The organism is Ruegeria sp. CDSC079, from assembly GCF_059610505.1.
On record NZ_JBXWNT010000001.1, the window covers coordinates 483,957 to 501,154 of the forward strand.

Genomic DNA, 17,198 nt, shown 5'->3' on the forward strand with positions numbered 1-17,198 from the left:
GGGGAGGGTATGGCGCAGAATGTGCCTGTGCGAGGTTATCTGATGCTAAGATATATTCTGGCTGTTGCCGTTATGGCGACAACCATGCTGCCTAGTGTGTCCTTCGCTGAGAGGGAAGCAACCGATACTGCGAAACGTGAGCTGGTCGCCCGTAGCGAACTGCCCGGTCAGAATTTTCGCGATTATCTGAATTTGTTCAAGCCCCGACAGGAGCCTGAGCCGAAAGAAGTGTCCTACTCCAAGAGCTGGTTGGACGAGCAACCCACCGCCACCGGAGGCGAACAGTTCAAGTGCCTGGCCGAGGCGTTGTACTTTGAAGCGCGCGGCGAAGGCGTGCGCGGTCAGTTTGCTGTGGCGGAGGTAATCCTCAACCGTGTTGCCAGCAGCCGCTTTCCCGACACGCTGTGTGGTGTGATCAATCAGGGCACAGGTAAGAAATACCAGTGCCAGTTCACCTATACCTGTGACGGTCAAGAGGAAGTGATCCGTGAAAAGAAGGCCTATGAGCGTGTAGCGAAAGTCGCGCGTACAGCCATCGACGGGGCTGCCAAAAAGCTCACCGAAGGGGCTACGCATTATCACACGACCGCAGTGCGCCCGTCTTGGGCCAAGGTCTACAAGGAAACCGCGCGTATCGGTGTCCATATTTTCTACCGTCACAACTATCAGACGGCGAGTAACTGATTGACGCACCCGCGCTGGAACCCTACTGGCGCGGGACGAAAATCGGTTTAGATTGCGGGTCCAGGAGGCCCGTATTGGTGTTATCACGCAGACAGATTTTGCAATCCGGTACAGCAATGTTGCTGTTGCCCAAGGCAGTGCATGCCGCAATAGATGATTTGGTTGCCCAGATCGTCTCCCGACAGCTGGCCCCTGACGGGTACCCCGAGACCTCGGTTTGGTCCTTTGGTGGAAATGTGCCCGGTTCAGAAATTCGCCTGCGCAAAGGGCAAAGCGTCCGGCGCAGATTGGTAAACGATTTACCCCAACCCGCTACGATCCACTGGCATGGCATTCGGATTGTCAATGCAATGGACGGAGTCCCGGGTCTGACGCAGGACGCTGTTCAGCCTGGCCACAGTTTTACCTATGACTTTGTGGTCCCGGATGCGGGAACATATTGGTATCATGCCCATAACCGATCCATGGAGCAGGTTGCGCGTGGCCTCTACGGCCCATTGATTGTCGAAGAAGATAATCTGCCTGATGTGGATCAGGATTTGACCCTTGTCCTGGACGACTGGAGGTTGGCCCCGGAAACCGGGCAGATCGTAGAAGATTTTGATAACCAGCACGACCTCAGCCACGCCGGGCGTTTGGGCAATCTCGTCACAGTTAATGGCCAGTTTGATCCAGAATATGCAGTGGCGCGCGGCGCGCGCCTGAGGCTGCGGCTGATCAATGCGGCAAATGCCAGGATATTCGATCTGGGGCTGGATGGTCTGACAGGTTGGATCGTCGCTTTGGATGGAATGCCTCTGGTTGACCCTTTGCCGTTTTCCGGGAACGTCCCGCTTGCACCTGCTCAGCGGATGGATCTGATCGTGGATGTGCAAAGTGATGAGGGTCAGATTGCCGGGCTTGTAAGTCAAGAACGCGGTGACAGCTTCGGTCTGGTTCGGCTTGCGGTGGCCGGTCAGGCGGCGGCAAACAGGACTGGAATCCGCCCTTTGCCAGCAAATGAGATGCCTAAGGTTCGGCTGGACGACGCACCGATCCATCGCATGACGCTGCAAGGCGGGGCCATGCGCTGGCTGGATTCCGCCAATATGGGCAAGACCGAGCTATCAGGCCGTGAATTGGCCCAACTCGGGAGGTTTTGGGCATTGAATGGCTATTCTGATCGACCGGATGAGCCGTTTCTGGATGCGCGATTGGGAAGTGCTCATCAGATTGAGTTTGTCAATGAAACGGCGTTTCCCCACGCTATGCACCTGCATGGGCACCATTTCCGCATCATCCTGGATGACGGCACGCTGGGCCCCTGGCGCGACACGATACTGATAGGGCGGGGTCAGACCCGTAAAATCGCGCTGATTGCTGACAATCCAGGCGACTGGTTGTTACACTGCCACATGCTGGGTCATTCAGCATCGGGAATGATGAGCTGGTTTCGCGTCAGCTGACGCCGCATTCGAAGACTGGAATGGCGCTTGTTGCAGTGTTATAGGGCCTGCAATGTGTAAATAGGTCCGAAAAGTCCACCAAGCCCAAAGGGTCAACCGCATGAGTTCTGAAATCCGTCTTGCCTTTGCGCACCCCTCCGAGCGGTCCGAAGCGACAGCCACGCGGGGACCTCTGGATCGCATTTCTCTGCGGGACCATATTGTCGAGGTCGAAATTGGCGCTTTTCAGGCCGAGCGCGGAACGACGCAACGCATTTGCTTTAATATCGTTGTCGAAGTGCGCCCTTTGACCGATCCGATTGACGATGATGTTGATCGCATTTTGTCATATGATCGTGTGACCGAGGCTATCGCCTTTGAACTGTCAGCCGAGCGGTTGAACCTGCTGGAAACTCTGGCAGACCGGATTGCGGAAAGAATTTTGCTTGAGCCTCAGGCCGTAAGGGCTTTTGTCAGAATAGAAAAACTGGATCGAGGACCCGGCGCTTTGGGCGTCGAGATCGTGCGCGGTAAAGATGCATCTCACCACGATCTGGTCGAGGAAGAGCGTCCGCACCCGCGTTTGGCCTTCCTGTCAAACGAAGCAATTGCTTCGGACAATCTGACCGGTTGGATCGACCAGTTGGAGAACCGGAAACGTCCCTTGATCCTATGCGTTGGGGCGGCGGATATGGCCGTTTCACAAACCGGGCACGCCATGACACAACGCCGGATCGACCTTTTGGCCATCGAGCAAAACGCCTGGGTATTGGCCGCGCGTGACCTGCGCTGTGTCGTCGTATCCACGCGGACTGAATTGGATTGGGCCATGAAGAACGGACAGATTTGCGTTTGGGCCCCGTCCAAGATCGTTCTTGATGCGGTGGATGGGCCATCTGCCGCACCCTCTGACGCGGTCGCTTTGGCGGCGTGGTTTGCCGCGACTTTCGAAGCAAGTGAGCTGTTGGTTTTCGGAGGCGCCCTGCCGGACTCGCCACAGATTCCGCTGCGCGCTGTGCCGGTGGGTCAGGCGAATCTGTGACTGCATACTACCGACCTCTGGTTCAGCATGGTGAGGTGCGCCCTGAAGGGGCGGTGACCTTAGCCGGTCAGAAGCTGTGGTTTACCCATGTCGAACGTCTGAACCGGACTGAAGCCGCGTGCATCATCCCGGCTGCGCAGGTTCCGGGGGATGTGCTGGATCGACTGACACGTCCACGGGCAGCTGTTTCTGGAGTTGCGATGGATTGCCCTCAGATCATGGGGATCCTCAACGCCACGCCGGACAGTTTCTCGGATGGCGGGGTGCATAACTCGGTCGAGGCGGCACAGGCTGCGGCTCGGGACATGGTCTTGCAGGACGCCAGCATTCTCGATATCGGAGGCGAGTCGACACGCCCGGGTGCAACCTTTGTCCCTGAAGATGAGGAAATCGCCCGGACCGAACCGCTGATCAGGGCGATCAGGTCGGCCACCGATGCGTTGATTTCCATAGATACCCGCAAAGCCGCCGTTGCCAAAGCCGCTTGGAAAGCCGGGGCAGGGCTGATCAACGACGTCTCGGGCTTTACCTTCGATCCGGACCTTGCGCCGTTCTGTGCCCAGGTCGGAGCCCCTGTCTGCGTGATGCACATGCAGGGCGATCCCGGTTCGATGCAGGATGACCCGACTTACGACAATGTTTTGCTGGATGTTTATGACTTCCTACATGGGCAGGTTGGTTTTCTTGAAGACCTCGGCATGAGCCGGGACCAGATCGTTATCGACCCGGGCATAGGATTTGGCAAAACCGAAAAGCACAATCTTATCCTTCTGCAGAATCTCAGCCTGTTTCACGGTTTGGGGTGTCCGATCCTGCTGGGCGTGTCCCGAAAGGGGTTTATTGGTCAGATAGGCAAAGAACCCGGCAAAGATGCCCGTGCGCCGGGATCTATCGCCGTGGGGCTGGCCGGATTGGCACAGGGTGTGCAGATCCTTCGTGTTCATGACGTCGCTGAAACCGCTCAGGCCTTGCGTCTATGGGCCGCCGTCCGGTAATCCGGTCGCAAGCAAGAATTTACGGAGAGATACCAATGCGCAAGCTGTTCGGAACCGATGGGGTGCGTGGCACCGCCAATACGCATCCGATCACGGCTGAGATGGCCCTGCGCATGGGGGCCGCGGTTGGGCGGTACTTCCGACGTGACCAATCCGGCGTGCACCGTGTTGTTATTGGCAAGGATACGCGCCTGTCTGGGTATATGCTGGAAAACGCGCTGACGGCGGGGCTGACCTCGACCGGGATGAATGTTTTGCTGCTGGGACCAGTTCCAACGCCGGCTGTCGGCCTGATGACGCGGTCAATGCGCGCCGATCTGGGCGTGATGATCTCGGCCAGTCACAACCCCGCCGAAGACAACGGGATCAAGTTTTTCGGGCCTGATGGCTTCAAGCTGTCGGATCAGGCGGAAATTGAAATCGAACGGCTGATCGAAGAAGGGGTTAAGCCTGCGCAGGCGCAAAATATCGGTCGGGCCCGCCGGGTAGACGATGCGCGGTTTCGCTATGGCGAGCGGGTGAAATCTTCGCTATCCCGCGATCTTAGACTGGACGGTCTCAAAGTGGTGGTGGATTGCGCCAATGGCGCCGCGCACCGCACTGCGCCCGAAGTTTTGTGGGAACTTGGGGCCGAGGTCATTCCTGTAGGCACATCTCCTAACGGTAAGAATATCAACCTGAATTGCGGTTCGACCAAACCTCAGCTTGCAGCTGAAACAGTGGTGGCGCACGGGGCCGATGTCGGGATCTGCCTGGATGGTGATGCCGATCGGGTTGTGATCGTGGATGAGCACGGACACGTGGCCGACGGCGATCAGTTGATGGCGTTGTTAGCGACCTCTTGGGCCAAGGCAGACCGCTTGCGCGGCGGCGCTTTGGTCGCGACAGTCATGTCCAACCTTGGTCTCGAACGCCATCTCGGTTCGCAGGGGCTCAGGCTTGAAAGAACGGCCGTAGGCGACCGCTATGTAGTCGAGCGGATGCGTGAAGGAGATTTCAACCTGGGTGGTGAACAATCTGGCCACATCGTCATGAGCGATTATGCCACCACAGGCGATGGCCTCATGGCGGGCCTGCATTTCCTGGCTGAAATGGTACATTCCGGGCGCAACGCATCCGAACTGTCGGTTCAGTTCGAAACAGTACCGCAACTGTTGAAGAACGTGCGCTATGGCGAGGGGCAGGCCCCGCTGGAAACAACTGGTGTGAAAGCCGCAATCTCGGATGCCGAAGAGCGTCTGAAAGGAAAAGGCCGATTACTGATCCGTAAATCCGGCACTGAACCTCTGATCCGCGTCATGGCGGAGTGTGAAGATGATCAGCTGTTGGCCCAAGTCGTTGACAGTATCGTTGCTGAGGTCGCGGCGGTTGCAGGCTAGCGACCGGCAAGCATTCTGCGCAGGCTGAACCACTGGCTGATCGCTAGCCCGGTCAGGATCATCGCCAGAGCAACGTAAAACCGTATCGGCAATGCCTCGGACAGAATCCACGCGCCAAATACCATCGACCATATCGGAACCTGGTAGTTGACCAGCGTCAGAAAAACAGACCCGGCGCTGCGAATAATCGAGACGCGCAACAACGTGGCAAAGGCGGTCGGAACAAGGCCCAATGCGATTATGGCGAGGCTAGGCCGTGCGCCATGCCAATTTGGCACCCCTTCGGTTACCAGCATGATGGGCAACAAGATCGCCGCGCCGACCAGCAAAGTGAGCGCAGCCAGAACAACCGGATCGACCGGAGGGCATCTGCGCGTGAATATAGAAGCGCAGGAATAGCACAGTGCAGCACCAATACATGCCAGCTGTGCCAGTGGTTCCGCACCTTGACCAAGCTGTGCAAGGCCAGGGCCAATCAGCACCAGTGCGCCTGCAAATCCAAGTGATACGCCAACAAAACGCCGCGCGTTGAGGGGCTCATCTGAAAAGAAATGTGCCAGTGGCAACACCATCAACGGGATGGCCGCCATCGACAGGCCCGCAAAGGCGGACGGAACATATTGCTGGCCCCAGCTGAGCAGCAAAAAAGGTAGGGCCGTCGACAGAATGCCGATCACGATGATTGAAGGCCAAAGGCCCCGCGTGGTTGTTGGCAATTTGCGACCCGTCGCCCCCATCAGCAGTATAAGGGTGAGCGCGCCCAGAGTCGTGCGCGCTGTTGCTACTGTGACGGGCCCGTACCCTTCGAGCGCGATGGCCACGACCATAAATGTGCCGCCCCAGATGAAGCCAAGTACAGCGACCATAAGCCAGTTTTTATTGGTGATTTCAGAGGGTTCGCTCATGGTATTGCCTGCTTCGTCACAATTAGCTGCGAGTGTGGTATTGTAGGGGTATTGGAAAAAGAATTTGGAGACAAATTATGGACTACAAAGAAGTGAATGCTGTTTGCCAGCCCGGAGACGATGTGGCTTCACGAGATTGGTATGCTTGGAACAACAAGATGCCTCCGGGGCCCGCTAGGTTGATTGTGACGGGCATTGTCACGGTTGGTAATCCAGGGGTCGAGCCCATGTTGGTTATCGCCAATCCGCAGGGGATCAATCCCAGCCATTTGCTGCTCAACATCTTCCTCTGTCAGAAGCCCGGGAAATGGCCCTCGGTGGTTGTCGACAAGCCGGTGCGGTTCGAGCAGCATTCGAACCCGATGTATACCCATGTGGATATTGTTGGCGGGCCGTCGATAGAAATTTTTGACGCCCATTAAATGAATGACGCCGCCCCGGGGGGCGGCGTCACGATAGGATCAGTTCTTTTCCTGATCGACCAGTTTACCGGCCGAAATCCAGGGCATCATGTCCCGCAGCTTTTTGCCGACCACTTCGATCTGGTGCTCGTCATTGGAACGGCGCGAGGCTTTGATGGTGGGTTGACCCACAGCATTTTCCAGCATGAAGTCGCGTACGAACTTGCCGCTCTGGATGTCCGACAGGGTCTCTTTCATTGCCTTCTTGGTCTGCTCATAAGGCAGGATGCGCGGACCAGTGACGTACTGACCGTATTCAGCAGTGTTCGAGATCGAGTAATCCATGTTGGCGATTCCGCCTTCATAGATCAGGTCCACGATCAGCTTGGTTTCGTGCAGACACTCGAAATAGGCCATTTCGGGTGCATAACCAGCCTCGACCAGAGTTTCAAAGCCGCAGCGGATCAGCTCGACGATACCACCACACAGAACCGCCTGTTCACCGAACAGGTCGGTTTCGCATTCTTCGCGGAAGTTGGTCTCGATGATGCCCGAACGGCCGCCACCGATGGCCGAGCAATAGGACAGACCGATTTCCAGCGCTTTGCCGGTTGCGTCAGTGTCAACAGCCACAAGGCAGGGAACGCCGCCACCTTTGGTGTATTCACCACGGACGGTGTGGCCGGGGCCTTTGGGGGCCATCATGATGACGTCTACGCCTGCTTTCGGTTCGATCAGGCCAAAGTGAACATTCAGGCCGTGGGCGAACGCAATCGCAGCACCCGGCTTGATGTTGTCATGCACGTATTTCTTGTAAGTTTCGGCCTGCAATTCATCGGGCATGGTGAACATGATGACATCACACCAGGCTGCCGCTTCTGCAATGCCCATGACCGCCAGGCCTTCGGCTTCGGCTTTCCTAGCCGAAGGCGAGCCTTCGCGCAGGGCAACGACCAGATTCTTCGCGCCCGAGTCGCGCAGGTTCAGCGCGTGTGCATGACCCTGGCTGCCATAACCCAGGATGGCCACTTTTTTATCTTTGATCAGGTTGATGTCGCAATCGCGATCGTAATAGACGCGCATGATGCTGGTCCTTTCTGTTTCGATTGCTGTGGGTTTTAAGGCGATTTTCCAAGGATAGCGATACTGTTATCCTTGAATTATCAAGGATAACTCGAGTATCTATTCTTGAAGTATAGTAAAAAAGAAAAAATCATGCTTGATGATGTTGACCGCAGGCTTCTGCGTCATTTCCAGGCCGACCCGACGCTGACAACCGCTGAGTTGGCCGAGCTTTGTCGCATCAGCACAAGTGTCTGCTGGCGACGTATCGAAAAAATGCAAGAGGCCGGGATTATTCAAGCCCAAGAGGCGATCATTGACTGGGCCGCATTGGGATATGCAGTCGAGGTTTCATTGCGGGTGACGCTGGATAAGACCCAACCGCGTGCATTCGACGAGTTCATGGGTGTCGCGCGTGAGGTTCCCGAGGTGATCGAGATTCAGACCTTTTTGGGCCGTGTGGATGTGCGCTTATCTGTGCTTGCCAAGGATATGGCACATTACCAGCAGCTGTATCGTGACCGTATCCTGACTTTACCGCATATCGCAGATATCGAGGCATTGATGCATATCGCGCGGGTCAAAAGCGACGAGGTGCTGCCGCTATGACCGAATTGGATGAGCTCGACCGCAAAATTCTGCGCGCTCTGATCCAGGATGCAACGCAAAGCGCGGGTGCCTTGGGGCGTAGATTTGACCTGTCTCAGCCCGCGATGTGGCGCCGTATCCGGAGGCTTGAAACGACGGGGATCATAAAGGGGCGCCACCTGCGTTTGAATGCAGAAGCGTTGGGGTTTGGGGTGACAGTTTTTCTGGGGGTCAAGTTAGCGCGGAAAGGTCAGGTCAGCCTTGAAGATTTCGAACGTGCCGTCAGTGCGATCCCCGAGGTTCAAACCGTTGAACATGTGTTGGGCCTCTATGATTACCGTTTGCGCGTCGTGGCACGGGATCTCTCGGACTTTGAACGTGTTCTGCGCCGCCGGATAATGACTTTGCCCGGGGCCGGAGATGTCGAAGCCAATGTATTGCTGAGCGAAGAGAGGCTACCCGGGCCTATCGGCTAGGCCCGTTTCAGTACCTAGTGCGGATGTAATATCCGGGATGATGTGTCATGCGCGCAAAGGTAATTGGCTGCCCGTCTTTCCATGTCGTGCGCTCTAATTGGATCATGGACGTCCCCGAGGTTGTCCCCATGAATTCAGCCAGCCGTCCATCTGCCGAAATCGCGCAAAAGGCGACTTCAGCATCGGTGAAGGGGGCGGCGTGCAACAGCCACTCATGCGGGCCTTTGGTGTCGAGGTCAGCATGTTCCACTTCTGGAACAGCATCGATATTGATCCAGCGCTCTTCCAGTTGAAACGGCCGGTTGTCTGCATAGTGCATGCAGACAATATGCAAAACACGCGCTTCTTGCGAGACGCTTAACTGAGAGGCAAGCCATCCGGGGCTGGAGACGATATTACGCTCGACCAGCGCATAACGATAGGTGGAGTTCTGCCCCTCGACATCCAGTCGGGTCAGGGAAAACTCCAGTTTTGCGTGTTTGCTGGGTTCTTTTTTGACCCGCGTTCCGCTTTTACGTTTTCTTTCAACGAAGCCCTGATCTGCCAGTTCCCGCAAAGCACGATTTACCGTGGCACGGGCACAATTAAATTCTTCTGCCAACTGGGTTTCTGTCGGCAGCACCGACCCCTGTGGCCAAACTCTGGTTTCTATTCGTCGTTTTACTTCGTCACGTACAAACTGAAAACTGATCCGCTTATGCGCAGTCACGAGTGAAAATACCTTTCTTCTCCAAAGTGTATGTATCTGGTCAGAAACACGTAGGGGTGTAAAGGGTTGCTGACACTGTTTGGCGTCATTAGTTGTCGATAGGGTCTTTGAGGCGTTAAAATTTTCTTAGGAAACCGGGTTCCGTTGGGTCAATTTTCAGTAATAACTGAGAGGCAGTGAGCGAAGTTGCGAACACCCGCTCGTTTCGTGGAATTTGAAAGGAATACCAATGCCCCCGCTTTTGGACAAAATTGACCCCAATGGGTTAGAGGAGTTTTCGGTCGTCTTCACCGATCGCTCGCTTAATCACATGTCGGTTCAGTTTCAGCATGTGATGCGCGACATCTCTGAGATGCTGAAAGGCGTTTACAACGCTGACGGTGTGGCCGTTATCCCGGGCGGTGGTACCTATGCAATGGAAGCAGTCGCGCGCCAGTTTGCCCGCAATGCCAATGTTCTGGTGGTCAGGAATGGCTGGTTTTCTTATCGGTGGAGCCAGATCATCGAGTCCGGTGGGTTGACGGCGTCGGCAACAGTTCTGAAGGCGCGCCAGACCGGCAACTCGGCAACGTCCCCATTTGCGCCTGCTCCGATCGAGGAAGTCATCGAAACGATCCGCGATGGGCGCCCGGATGTTGTCTTTGCGCCGCATGTCGAAACGGCGGCCGGGGTCATTCTGCCCGACGACTATATTTCGGCGATGGCAGCCGCAGCCCACGAGGTTGGGGCGCTGATGGTTCTGGATTGCATCGCTTCGGGCTGCGCATGGGTGGATATGAAGGCGACGGGTGTGGATGTCCTGATCTCGGCCCCTCAGAAAGGGTGGAGCGCATCGCCTTGCGCGGGTCTTGTCATGCTGTCCGAACAGGCTGAGGCAAGGCTGGAGGAGACGACTTCGGACAGTTTTGCCGTCGACCTGAAGAAATGGCGTCAGATCATGCAAGCCTATGAAAATGGCGGTCACGCCTATCACGCCACGATGCCAACAGATGCGCTGAAAGCCTTCCGCGACACGATGGCTGAGACTCGAGACTATGGCTTTGACAAACTGCGTGACGCCCAGTGGGCATTGGGGGACGGTGTACGGGCAATGCTGAAGGAGAAGGGCATTGTTTCTGTCGCTGCCGATGGGTTTGGTGCGCCGGGTGTGGTGGTCAGCTATACCTCGGATCCCAATATCCAGAACGGCAGCAAATTCGCCGCCCTGGGCATGCAGATCGCTGCTGGTGTACCCTTGCAATGTGATGAGCCAGACGGGTTCAGCACCTTCCGTCTGGGCCTGTTCGGTCTGGACAAGCTGTACGATGTTGACGGCACAATCGCGCGTCTAAAGCGCGTGCTGGACCAGGTTTTGTGACCATCGGGCTTTAGCGGACGCCGAGGCCCATCTGCATCAGCGTCTTGCGCACGGTCGGCAGCGAATACAGCGCGTTCAACCCCATTGCACGTATGTCCCGTAAAGGCCGCGCTTCGATCATCGAGGCGCGGTTCAGCAAGTCGATACCCTTGACCCGGGCCTCGATCTCGGTATGACGCGCTTTGTGATAGGCATCCAACATCTGCGCGTCACCCAGGCCCTCGGGACGGGCCTGTGCCAAATCCAGCAGGCATCGCAGATCACCCAAGGACATGTTCAGCCCCTGCGCACCGATGGGGGGCACGACATGGGCGGCTTCGGCCATCAGGGCCACGCGTTCGCCCGAAAGGCGCTCTGCCGATTGGCTGATGATCGGCCAGATTGTTCGGCGTGAAGCCAGTTTCAACGGACCGAACAACCCACAGGACCGTTCGGTCATCAGCGCTTCAAAACTTTCCGGATCGGTGTTCAACAGCTCTACCGCGCGCGGGCCACGCTCCATCCATACAATCGCGGACGAGGGCTGACTCTGCCAGTCGGGCAGTGGAACTAGCGTGAACGGGCCGCCGGACCTGTGAATCTCGGTCGAGACGTTCTGATGCGGGATCGAGTGTGTAACCGCGAAGGCCAACGCCTTTTGCCCATAGCGCGTGGTGTGCACGTTGATCCCGGCGGCCTCTCGCATGGGCGAGTTGCGACCATCTGCGGCGATCACCAGTTTACAGCGGATGCGCGTCCCGTCGCTCAGGCCAACGCGGGCTTCGGCTGTACGGGTGAACAAGCTGACGGTGCCCGTTCCGGGGCGAAATTCGACATTGGGCAGTTCAGCGAGACGGGCCACCATTTCGCGCCGCAAGAGCCAGTTTGGCAGGTTCCAACCAAAGGGCTGGTCCGAGATATCCGCGGCATTGAAGTCGCGCACCACGCGCGGCTCGGGCACATCTCCGCCTGCATCCACAATCCGCATGATCTGAAGAGGGGCGGCATGCGCGTCGAGTTTTTCCCACAGCCCGCATTGTTCCAAAAGACCGTGGGCTGGTTGCAAAAACGCGGTAGTCCGTAAATCCGATCCGTCCACGTCCCGCTGGGTCACAGGAGGGGTGGGATCAACGCAGACCACATTGAATCCAGCCGCGCCAAAGGCCGCCGCCGCGGTCAAACCGGCAATTCCGCCGCCGGATATCAGGATGTCACACTCGTCGTTCATGGCGCCCTCTTTGGTTCTGAGCCGACCCTAGAGCGGTTCCGCTGCCTGCGCCAAGTGACATCCTGTCTCGCAGGTCAGCCGCGCGAGATCAGGATGAGGATCAGGAATATCACGGGCACCATCACGACGGCGGGGATATACAGGCCCGGCAAGCCAAACAGCATCACTGAACAGCCCCACATGCTGAAGATGGCGGCGGCGGTGTAATACCAGTCGTCCCCATCTGCATCGGCCGCATCGCGCGCCATCCAGCCAAACAGAGGAACAGCAAATAGCAGGCGCTGCCAGATGGGTGAGCGCGGGGGCATTTCGATTGCGGACATCTGGGTCTCCGTTCTGTTCGTCGCAGTTGGGATATAGGGGCGGCGCCCGGGTCGCAGTACGTGCAGATCGTCGCAGTGTGACAGCCTATCGCAGGCGGGCCAGAAAGGCGGTCAGGTCGTCTGTATGGTGGTGGATGTGATCGGCCATGTGCGGTTCGGGCGCGACATGAACCGTGCGCATCCCCATCTCATGCGGGGCCGCCAGATTGCGCGGATCGTCTTCGAACATGGCCGCTTTTTCTGCTTTGATTCCGTCTTGCGCAAAGATGGCCTGGAATGCGGCCTTCTCGGGTTTAGGACGGTATCCCGCATGCTCGACCCCATAGATGGCATCGAACAAACCGCTGAGGCCACGCGCCGCAAGGACGCGTTCGGCATAGGGCGCGCTGCCATTGGTATAGACAATGCGGCGCCCGGGCAGAGCACGAATATGTGCCGCCAGATCCACGTCCGGGTCCATATGGCTCATATCCACCTGATGCACGGCATGCAGGTAAGGGTCGGGATCCAGATCATGTTCGGCCATCAGCCCGGCCAGCGTGGTGCCATATTCGCGCCAGTAATGGGATCGCAGCCGGTCGGCCTCGGCCCGGTCGACGCCGATGGCCTGGACCACATAATCCGTCATCAGCACCTCGATCTGATCGAACAGGCGCATATGCGGCGGGTACAGGGTGTTGTCCAGATCGAACACCCATTGGGAGACATGGCTGAAGGCAGGTTTGACCATGCCTGCCGTTTAAGCCGCGCAGCGCAGGTTTTCAATGCAGTACTTGATTGTGCGCACTGCAGACGGATAGACATGTCCGAACGAGGAGAAAAACAAAAGATGCCCCAATCCAAGCAGTCCAACAGCGACGCCTACAGCCTTATTCTCGAAGCGATTGATGTGGGCATCTACAAGCCCGGTGACAGGCTGGTCGAAAGCGAGCTGGCCGAAAGGTTCGGTGTTTCGCGCACGCCAATCCGCGAGGCGTTGCAGCGGTTAGAGACCCAATCCTTGCTTGAACGCGACGGGCGTTCGCTGATTGTGGCCTCATTGGACCACAATCAGATGGCAGAGCTATATGTCGTTCGCCGTGAACTTGAAGGTCTCGCTGCAAGTTTGGCCGCCAAGCACGCGACCGAGGAAGAGATCAAGGTGCTGCAGGAAATGGTTGCCGAAGATGATGCGCTGGTGGACAATCCAAACGCCCTGTCTCGGGCGAACCGGCGGTTTCACGAACAGATCCATCTGGCCTCGCACAACCGCTATTTGGTGCAACAGCTGAACCTTGTGCACCGTACAATGGCCTTGATGGCAACGACATCGCTTGCGGTTTCCGGGCGCGGTGAGATCGCGCAAAGTGAACACAAAGGCATCGTCGAGGCTATTGCCGCCCGTGACGAGCAAGCCGCGGAACGTGCGTTGAAAGAGCATATCTCGGTCGCTTTCATGACGCGTCTCAAGCAGGATGCGGTTCGTCGCGAAAGCTGACGGTCACATGTCGAAGGCTTCTTCACTAGCTTGACCGTGTTGGGTTTTGTCCCAGAAGAACGGGTTGATAGCCAATTCCCAAAGGGCTTTGTAAGCTGCCAGCACACCCAAGGGGAAATACAACGGCATTGTCGGCACCCACGGCATCAGAAACCGTCTTTCACGGGCAGAGACAGCCAGTATCCCGATGGTCACATTCGTGATCTCTGCAAATACGAATAGAGCTATCAGTATGGTCATGACCTTGCCCGGAATGACGGGATCCAGCGGGCTGGCCAATCCGAATGTGGTAAGCCAGAACAGCCACAAAACCGGGGCCAGCAGGAATTGTCCGACGGTGCCCAGAAAAAACGCCTGAAGCCCAAGGAAGCGCAGCACACCCAGCTCTTTCAGCAGATGGATCGGCGAGCGCATGTGGACAAGATATGTGACCATAAAGCCCTTGAGCCATCGTGAACGCTGTTTGACCCAAGGCCAGGCCCGAAAGTTTGCTTCTTCGAAAGTGGCGGTATCAACCATCTCGGTCCGATAACCCGCGCGGCTGAGGCGGACGCCCAGATCCGCGTCTTCGGTCACATTATGGGCATCCCAACCGCCCAGTTCCAACAGCTTTTCGCGACGAAAGAAAAAGGTTGTACCACCAAGTGGAACCACCAGTCCCAACCGGGCAATGCCAGGCAGAATGACCCGAAACCAACTGTTATACTCGATGGTAAAGCAGCGAGACCGCCAGTTGGTGCGCGGGTTGTAATAATCCAGAACGCCTTGCAAGCAGACGACGTCTTCACTGGCTTGGGTGAAATGTCCGACGATGCGTTCGATTTGATCGGGAAGAGGGGCGTCCTCGGCATCCCAAACGCCTAGAATGTCACCACGGCAGAAATCCAGCGCATAGTTCATCGCGCGCGGTTTTGTCGTCAGCCCGCTTAGTGCCGGTACTTCGATCGTGCGGATCCAACAGGGCAGCTCGATTTTGGCCAGGGTTGCACGGGTTACCATATCCGTTTCTTCCAAAACCAGAATGACGTCCAAAAGAGCTTTGGGATATGTCAGACGTCGCAATCGGCGGATCAGAGCGCCAGCAATCTCTCGCTCTTTGTACAAAGGGACCATAATGGAAACGCGAGGCAGTCGAAGAGGAAGCGTGGTGGCGGTCTGACTGTGGCGTTTTCCTTTGTAACACAGAAACGAGAGCAATCCCGCCAGTCGCAATGTCAGGAATAATACAAGCGACGTTACGGCCAAAACGACCAGAGCCAGCAGCCCCGGAATGGGTTGCGCCAGGAACAGTGTGGCGAGGCCAAGCACTATGGCAATCGGCCCAATACGCGAGTGCCGAGTCCAGGATCGGCAACTCTGAGCTATTGCCACACGGGTTTCAGCCTTTTCAGCAAGGCTTTCCGAGAAAATGCTGGCGATTGCATCGTCGATCCGGTCCGCATCGGCAAGCACGGGTATGATCGTTTGCTTTTCCTTTGCCAACTGCTTGCGAACTGCGTCGAATTGATCGGGATTGGCGGTAGCGACCAGCAGAATGGGACCGATGCGCATCCAGGGAATGATGTTGTGATCCAGCCAAAAGCTGGCGGGGCGGGTTTTGCAAAGGTCCGGATTTGGTGGATGCAGATCCAGGTCCGCGATCTGCAATCCTGTTTGTTCAGACAGCGCCGTCAGAACCTCGGACCGATCTACCCAGCCTTCGCCGACCAGGATTTCGCCCAGTGCAACATTTTGTCTGGATTGCAGGTGCAGGGCTTTTTGCAACTGATGGTTCGAAAGTAGCCCGCGGTCGATCAGGCAAGCCCCCAAAGGCTTGCGCACCGTTGTAGAAATCGGCGCGGCCGATGCGAAATGCTGCAGGTTCAGTTCAACCATTCAATCAACCCAGACGTGGTAATCTGCGTCAGGGTGGAGCGATTAAGGTTAATAGGCCGTTAAGACTGTATGATTATGCCTGTGCCTTCCGGGCGGCCATCGCATGCGAGAACCGCTCGAACAGGTAGAAGCTGTCTTGTGGGCCCGGAGATGCCTCTGGGTGGTACTGTACCGAATAGACCGGTCGATCCGTCATGCGAATTCCGCAGTTTGAACCATCAAACAACGAACGATGAGTCTCAACGACACCGTCGGGAAGGGTTTGAGCGTCTACCGCAAACCCATGGTTCATAGACGTTATTTCCACCTTCCCAGTCTCGAGATCTTTTACCGGGTGGTTCGCCCCGTGGTGGCCGTGATTCATCTTGACAGTCTGACCGCCAAGGGCCAGCGCAAGCATCTGATGACCAAGGCAAATCCCGAATACGGGTAGGTCGGTGGTGTCCAATACCTCTTTGATCATCGGTACTGCGTATTCACCCGTAGCCGCTGGATCACCGGGGCCATTGGACAGGAATACGCCGTCGGGACTATGGGCCAGAACCTCAGCCGCGGTGGCCGTTGCGGGCAGCACAGTGACATCGCACCCGGTCGAGGCAAGGCATCTCAGGATATTGCGCTTTGCCCCGAAATCCAGTGCCACAACCTTATGTACTGGGGCCTCTTGCCGTTTATAGCCATCTGGCCAGGACCAACGCATCTCATCCCAGCGATAGCTTTGCGCACAAGTCACTTCCTTGGCCAAATCCATACCTTCAAGCCCGGCAAAGCCACGCGCAGCCGAAACCAGAGCTTCGATGTCAAAATTGCCCTCAGGATCATGGGCCAATGCCACATGAGGTGCGCCTTGCTGGCGAATTGCGCGGGTCAACCGGCGGGTATCGACACCGCCAATGGCAATACGCCCACGCTGGGCAAGCCATGATTTCAGCTCTTCTGCAGACCGCCAGCTGGACGGTTCGGTTGGGTCCCATTTGACGACCATTCCGGCCGCGACAGGATCACCGGTTTCGTCATCCTCGGGGTTCACGCCAACATTTCCGATATGAGGGAAAGTGAAGGTCACGATCTGCCCGGCATAAGAAGGATCGGTCATGATCTCTTGATAGCCGGTCATTGCGGTGTTGAAACACAGCTCGGCCACGGTCTGGCCTGTGGCGCCGAAACCGACCCCGTAGAACAGTGTTCCATCGGCCAAAGCCAGACATGCGGTGGGCTTGGACGGGGCGTTCTGGGCCATAGCGCGACTCTCCTGCAGGGTAAATCGGCGCATACCTAAGGGGGTTATGCGCTT

18 protein-coding genes are annotated in these 17,198 nt (G+C 56.9%); 10 read left to right on the forward strand and 8 right to left on the reverse strand.

Annotated features, from left to right (window positions below; genetic code table 11):
- Nucleotides 1-9 precede the first annotated feature (9 nt).
- The 5 genes from AC2FIC_RS02490 to glmM all read left to right on the forward strand — a co-directional run bounded on the left by AC2FIC_RS02490 (nt 10) and on the right by glmM (nt 5,524).
- A complete protein-coding gene (locus AC2FIC_RS02490; RefSeq protein WP_271946407.1) occupies nt 10-684 on the forward strand; it encodes a cell wall hydrolase in 675 nt (224 codons plus the stop codon).
- Between the two features lie 116 nt (nt 685-800).
- Nucleotides 801-2,129 carry a multicopper oxidase family protein gene (locus AC2FIC_RS02495; RefSeq protein ID WP_496690754.1) on the forward strand — a complete coding sequence of 443 codons (1,329 nt, stop codon included), beginning with the start codon at nt 801-803 and terminating at the stop codon, nt 2,127-2,129.
- A gap of 100 nt (nt 2,130-2,229) precedes the next feature.
- Entirely contained in the window at nt 2,230-3,150 is a 921-nt protein-coding gene (locus tag AC2FIC_RS02500) for a dihydroneopterin aldolase (RefSeq protein ID WP_496690753.1), read from the forward strand.
- Nucleotides 3,147-4,145: a dihydropteroate synthase gene (folP, locus tag AC2FIC_RS02505; RefSeq protein WP_496690752.1), complete on the forward strand. Its 999-nt coding sequence runs from the start codon at nt 3,147-3,149 to the stop codon at nt 4,143-4,145. Before AC2FIC_RS02500 ends, folP begins: the two co-directional genes overlap by 4 nt.
- Before the next feature lie 35 nt (nt 4,146-4,180).
- Nucleotides 4,181-5,524: a phosphoglucosamine mutase gene (glmM, locus tag AC2FIC_RS02510; RefSeq protein ID WP_496690751.1), complete on the forward strand. Its 1,344-nt coding sequence runs from the start codon at nt 4,181-4,183 to the stop codon at nt 5,522-5,524.
- Here glmM and AC2FIC_RS02515 read toward each other — a convergent pair.
- Nucleotides 5,521-6,429: a DMT family transporter gene (locus tag AC2FIC_RS02515; RefSeq protein ID WP_496690750.1), complete on the reverse strand. Its 909-nt coding sequence runs from the start codon at nt 6,427-6,429 to the stop codon at nt 5,521-5,523. The two genes, glmM and AC2FIC_RS02515, sit on opposite strands and share 4 nt — an antisense overlap.
- Before the next feature lie 77 nt (nt 6,430-6,506).
- On the opposite strand from AC2FIC_RS02515, the gene AC2FIC_RS02520 reads away from it, so the two are divergent.
- Nucleotides 6,507-6,851, forward strand: coding sequence for a hypothetical protein (locus tag AC2FIC_RS02520; RefSeq protein ID WP_142634506.1), 345 nt, complete (start codon nt 6,507-6,509; stop codon nt 6,849-6,851).
- Nucleotides 6,852-6,890: 39 nt separating this feature from the next.
- On the opposite strand, the gene ilvC is transcribed toward AC2FIC_RS02520, so the two are convergent.
- The gene (gene ilvC / locus AC2FIC_RS02525) at nt 6,891-7,913 is read right to left on the reverse strand and encodes a ketol-acid reductoisomerase (RefSeq protein WP_142634504.1); all 1,023 of its coding nucleotides are present in this window, start codon (nt 7,911-7,913) and stop codon (nt 6,891-6,893) included.
- A 132-nt stretch (nt 7,914-8,045) separates the two neighbouring features.
- On the opposite strand from ilvC, the gene AC2FIC_RS02530 reads away from it, so the two are divergent.
- Nucleotides 8,046-8,501, forward strand: a complete 456-nt coding sequence (locus AC2FIC_RS02530; protein WP_271946422.1) for an Lrp/AsnC family transcriptional regulator — start codon at nt 8,046-8,048, stop codon at nt 8,499-8,501.
- Nucleotides 8,498-8,956, forward strand: coding sequence for an Lrp/AsnC family transcriptional regulator (locus AC2FIC_RS02535; protein WP_496690749.1), 459 nt, complete (start codon nt 8,498-8,500; stop codon nt 8,954-8,956). Before AC2FIC_RS02530 ends, AC2FIC_RS02535 begins: the two co-directional genes overlap by 4 nt.
- A gap of 7 nt (nt 8,957-8,963) precedes the next feature.
- Here AC2FIC_RS02535 and hutC read toward each other — a convergent pair whose 3' ends face one another.
- Complete coding sequence (hutC, locus tag AC2FIC_RS02540; RefSeq protein ID WP_142634498.1) at nt 8,964-9,665, reverse strand: histidine utilization transcriptional repressor HutC; 702 nt, start codon at nt 9,663-9,665, stop codon at nt 8,964-8,966.
- Between the two features lie 229 nt (nt 9,666-9,894).
- Here hutC and AC2FIC_RS02545 point away from each other — a divergent pair, with 229 nt between their 5' ends.
- Nucleotides 9,895-11,022: an aminotransferase class V-fold PLP-dependent enzyme gene (locus tag AC2FIC_RS02545; RefSeq protein WP_496690748.1), complete on the forward strand. Its 1,128-nt coding sequence runs from the start codon at nt 9,895-9,897 to the stop codon at nt 11,020-11,022.
- Nucleotides 11,023-11,032: 10 nt separating this feature from the next.
- Here the strand turns inward: AC2FIC_RS02545 and AC2FIC_RS02550 are convergent, their stop codons facing one another.
- From AC2FIC_RS02550 to AC2FIC_RS02560, 3 genes are all read right to left on the reverse strand, one after another.
- On the reverse strand, nt 11,033-12,229 hold the full coding sequence (locus tag AC2FIC_RS02550; RefSeq protein WP_496690747.1) for a UbiH/UbiF family hydroxylase: 1,197 nt from the start codon (nt 12,227-12,229) through the stop codon (nt 11,033-11,035).
- 74 nt (nt 12,230-12,303) lie between these two features.
- Entirely contained in the window at nt 12,304-12,552 is a 249-nt protein-coding gene (locus AC2FIC_RS02555) for a hypothetical protein (RefSeq protein WP_271946430.1), read from the reverse strand.
- An 85-nt stretch (nt 12,553-12,637) separates the two neighbouring features.
- Nucleotides 12,638-13,282, reverse strand: coding sequence for a pyrimidine 5'-nucleotidase (locus AC2FIC_RS02560; RefSeq protein ID WP_142634490.1), 645 nt, complete (start codon nt 13,280-13,282; stop codon nt 12,638-12,640).
- A 99-nt stretch (nt 13,283-13,381) separates the two neighbouring features.
- On the opposite strand from AC2FIC_RS02560, the gene AC2FIC_RS02565 reads away from it, so the two are divergent.
- Nucleotides 13,382-14,029, forward strand: a complete 648-nt coding sequence (locus AC2FIC_RS02565) for a GntR family transcriptional regulator (RefSeq protein WP_142634488.1) — start codon at nt 13,382-13,384, stop codon at nt 14,027-14,029.
- A 3-nt stretch (nt 14,030-14,032) separates the two neighbouring features.
- On the opposite strand, the gene AC2FIC_RS02570 is transcribed toward AC2FIC_RS02565, so the two are convergent.
- Nucleotides 14,033-15,904, reverse strand: a complete 1,872-nt coding sequence (locus AC2FIC_RS02570; RefSeq protein ID WP_496690746.1) for a glycosyltransferase — start codon at nt 15,902-15,904, stop codon at nt 14,033-14,035.
- Nucleotides 15,905-15,977: 73 nt separating this feature from the next.
- Nucleotides 15,978-17,144 carry a glutamine-hydrolyzing carbamoyl-phosphate synthase small subunit gene (carA, locus tag AC2FIC_RS02575; RefSeq protein ID WP_496691036.1) on the reverse strand — a complete coding sequence of 389 codons (1,167 nt, stop codon included), beginning with the start codon at nt 17,142-17,144 and terminating at the stop codon, nt 15,978-15,980.
- Between the last annotated feature and the right edge of the window lie 54 nt (nt 17,145-17,198).

What these genes read in the sequence shown, in the direction of transcription:
- AC2FIC_RS02490 (WP_271946407.1), top strand. Translation starts at nt 10, where the DNA reads ATGGCGCAGAATGTGCCTGTGCGAGGTTATCTGATGCTAAGATATATT.
- AC2FIC_RS02495 (WP_496690754.1), top strand. Translation starts at nt 801, where the DNA reads ATGTTGCTGTTGCCCAAGGCAGTGCATGCCGCAATAGATGATTTGGTT.
- AC2FIC_RS02500 (WP_496690753.1), top strand. Translation starts at nt 2,230, where the DNA reads ATGAGTTCTGAAATCCGTCTTGCCTTTGCGCACCCCTCCGAGCGGTCC.
- glmM (WP_496690751.1), top strand. Translation starts at nt 4,181, where the DNA reads ATGCGCAAGCTGTTCGGAACCGATGGGGTGCGTGGCACCGCCAATACG.
- AC2FIC_RS02515 (WP_496690750.1), bottom strand. Translation starts at nt 6,429, where the DNA reads ATGAGCGAACCCTCTGAAATCACCAATAAAAACTGGCTTATGGTCGCT.
- AC2FIC_RS02520 (WP_142634506.1), top strand. Translation starts at nt 6,507, where the DNA reads ATGGACTACAAAGAAGTGAATGCTGTTTGCCAGCCCGGAGACGATGTG.
- ilvC (WP_142634504.1), bottom strand. Translation starts at nt 7,913, where the DNA reads ATGCGCGTCTATTACGATCGCGATTGCGACATCAACCTGATCAAAGAT.
- AC2FIC_RS02530 (WP_271946422.1), top strand. Translation starts at nt 8,046, where the DNA reads ATGCTTGATGATGTTGACCGCAGGCTTCTGCGTCATTTCCAGGCCGAC.
- AC2FIC_RS02535 (WP_496690749.1), top strand. Translation starts at nt 8,498, where the DNA reads ATGACCGAATTGGATGAGCTCGACCGCAAAATTCTGCGCGCTCTGATC.
- AC2FIC_RS02545 (WP_496690748.1), top strand. Translation starts at nt 9,895, where the DNA reads ATGCCCCCGCTTTTGGACAAAATTGACCCCAATGGGTTAGAGGAGTTT.
- AC2FIC_RS02550 (WP_496690747.1), bottom strand. Translation starts at nt 12,229, where the DNA reads ATGAACGACGAGTGTGACATCCTGATATCCGGCGGCGGAATTGCCGGT.
- AC2FIC_RS02555 (WP_271946430.1), bottom strand. Translation starts at nt 12,552, where the DNA reads ATGTCCGCAATCGAAATGCCCCCGCGCTCACCCATCTGGCAGCGCCTG.
- AC2FIC_RS02560 (WP_142634490.1), bottom strand. Translation starts at nt 13,282, where the DNA reads ATGGTCAAACCTGCCTTCAGCCATGTCTCCCAATGGGTGTTCGATCTG.
- AC2FIC_RS02565 (WP_142634488.1), top strand. Translation starts at nt 13,382, where the DNA reads ATGCCCCAATCCAAGCAGTCCAACAGCGACGCCTACAGCCTTATTCTC.
- AC2FIC_RS02570 (WP_496690746.1), bottom strand. Translation starts at nt 15,904, where the DNA reads ATGGTTGAACTGAACCTGCAGCATTTCGCATCGGCCGCGCCGATTTCT.
- carA (WP_496691036.1), bottom strand. Translation starts at nt 17,144, where the DNA reads ATGGCCCAGAACGCCCCGTCCAAGCCCACCGCATGTCTGGCTTTGGCC.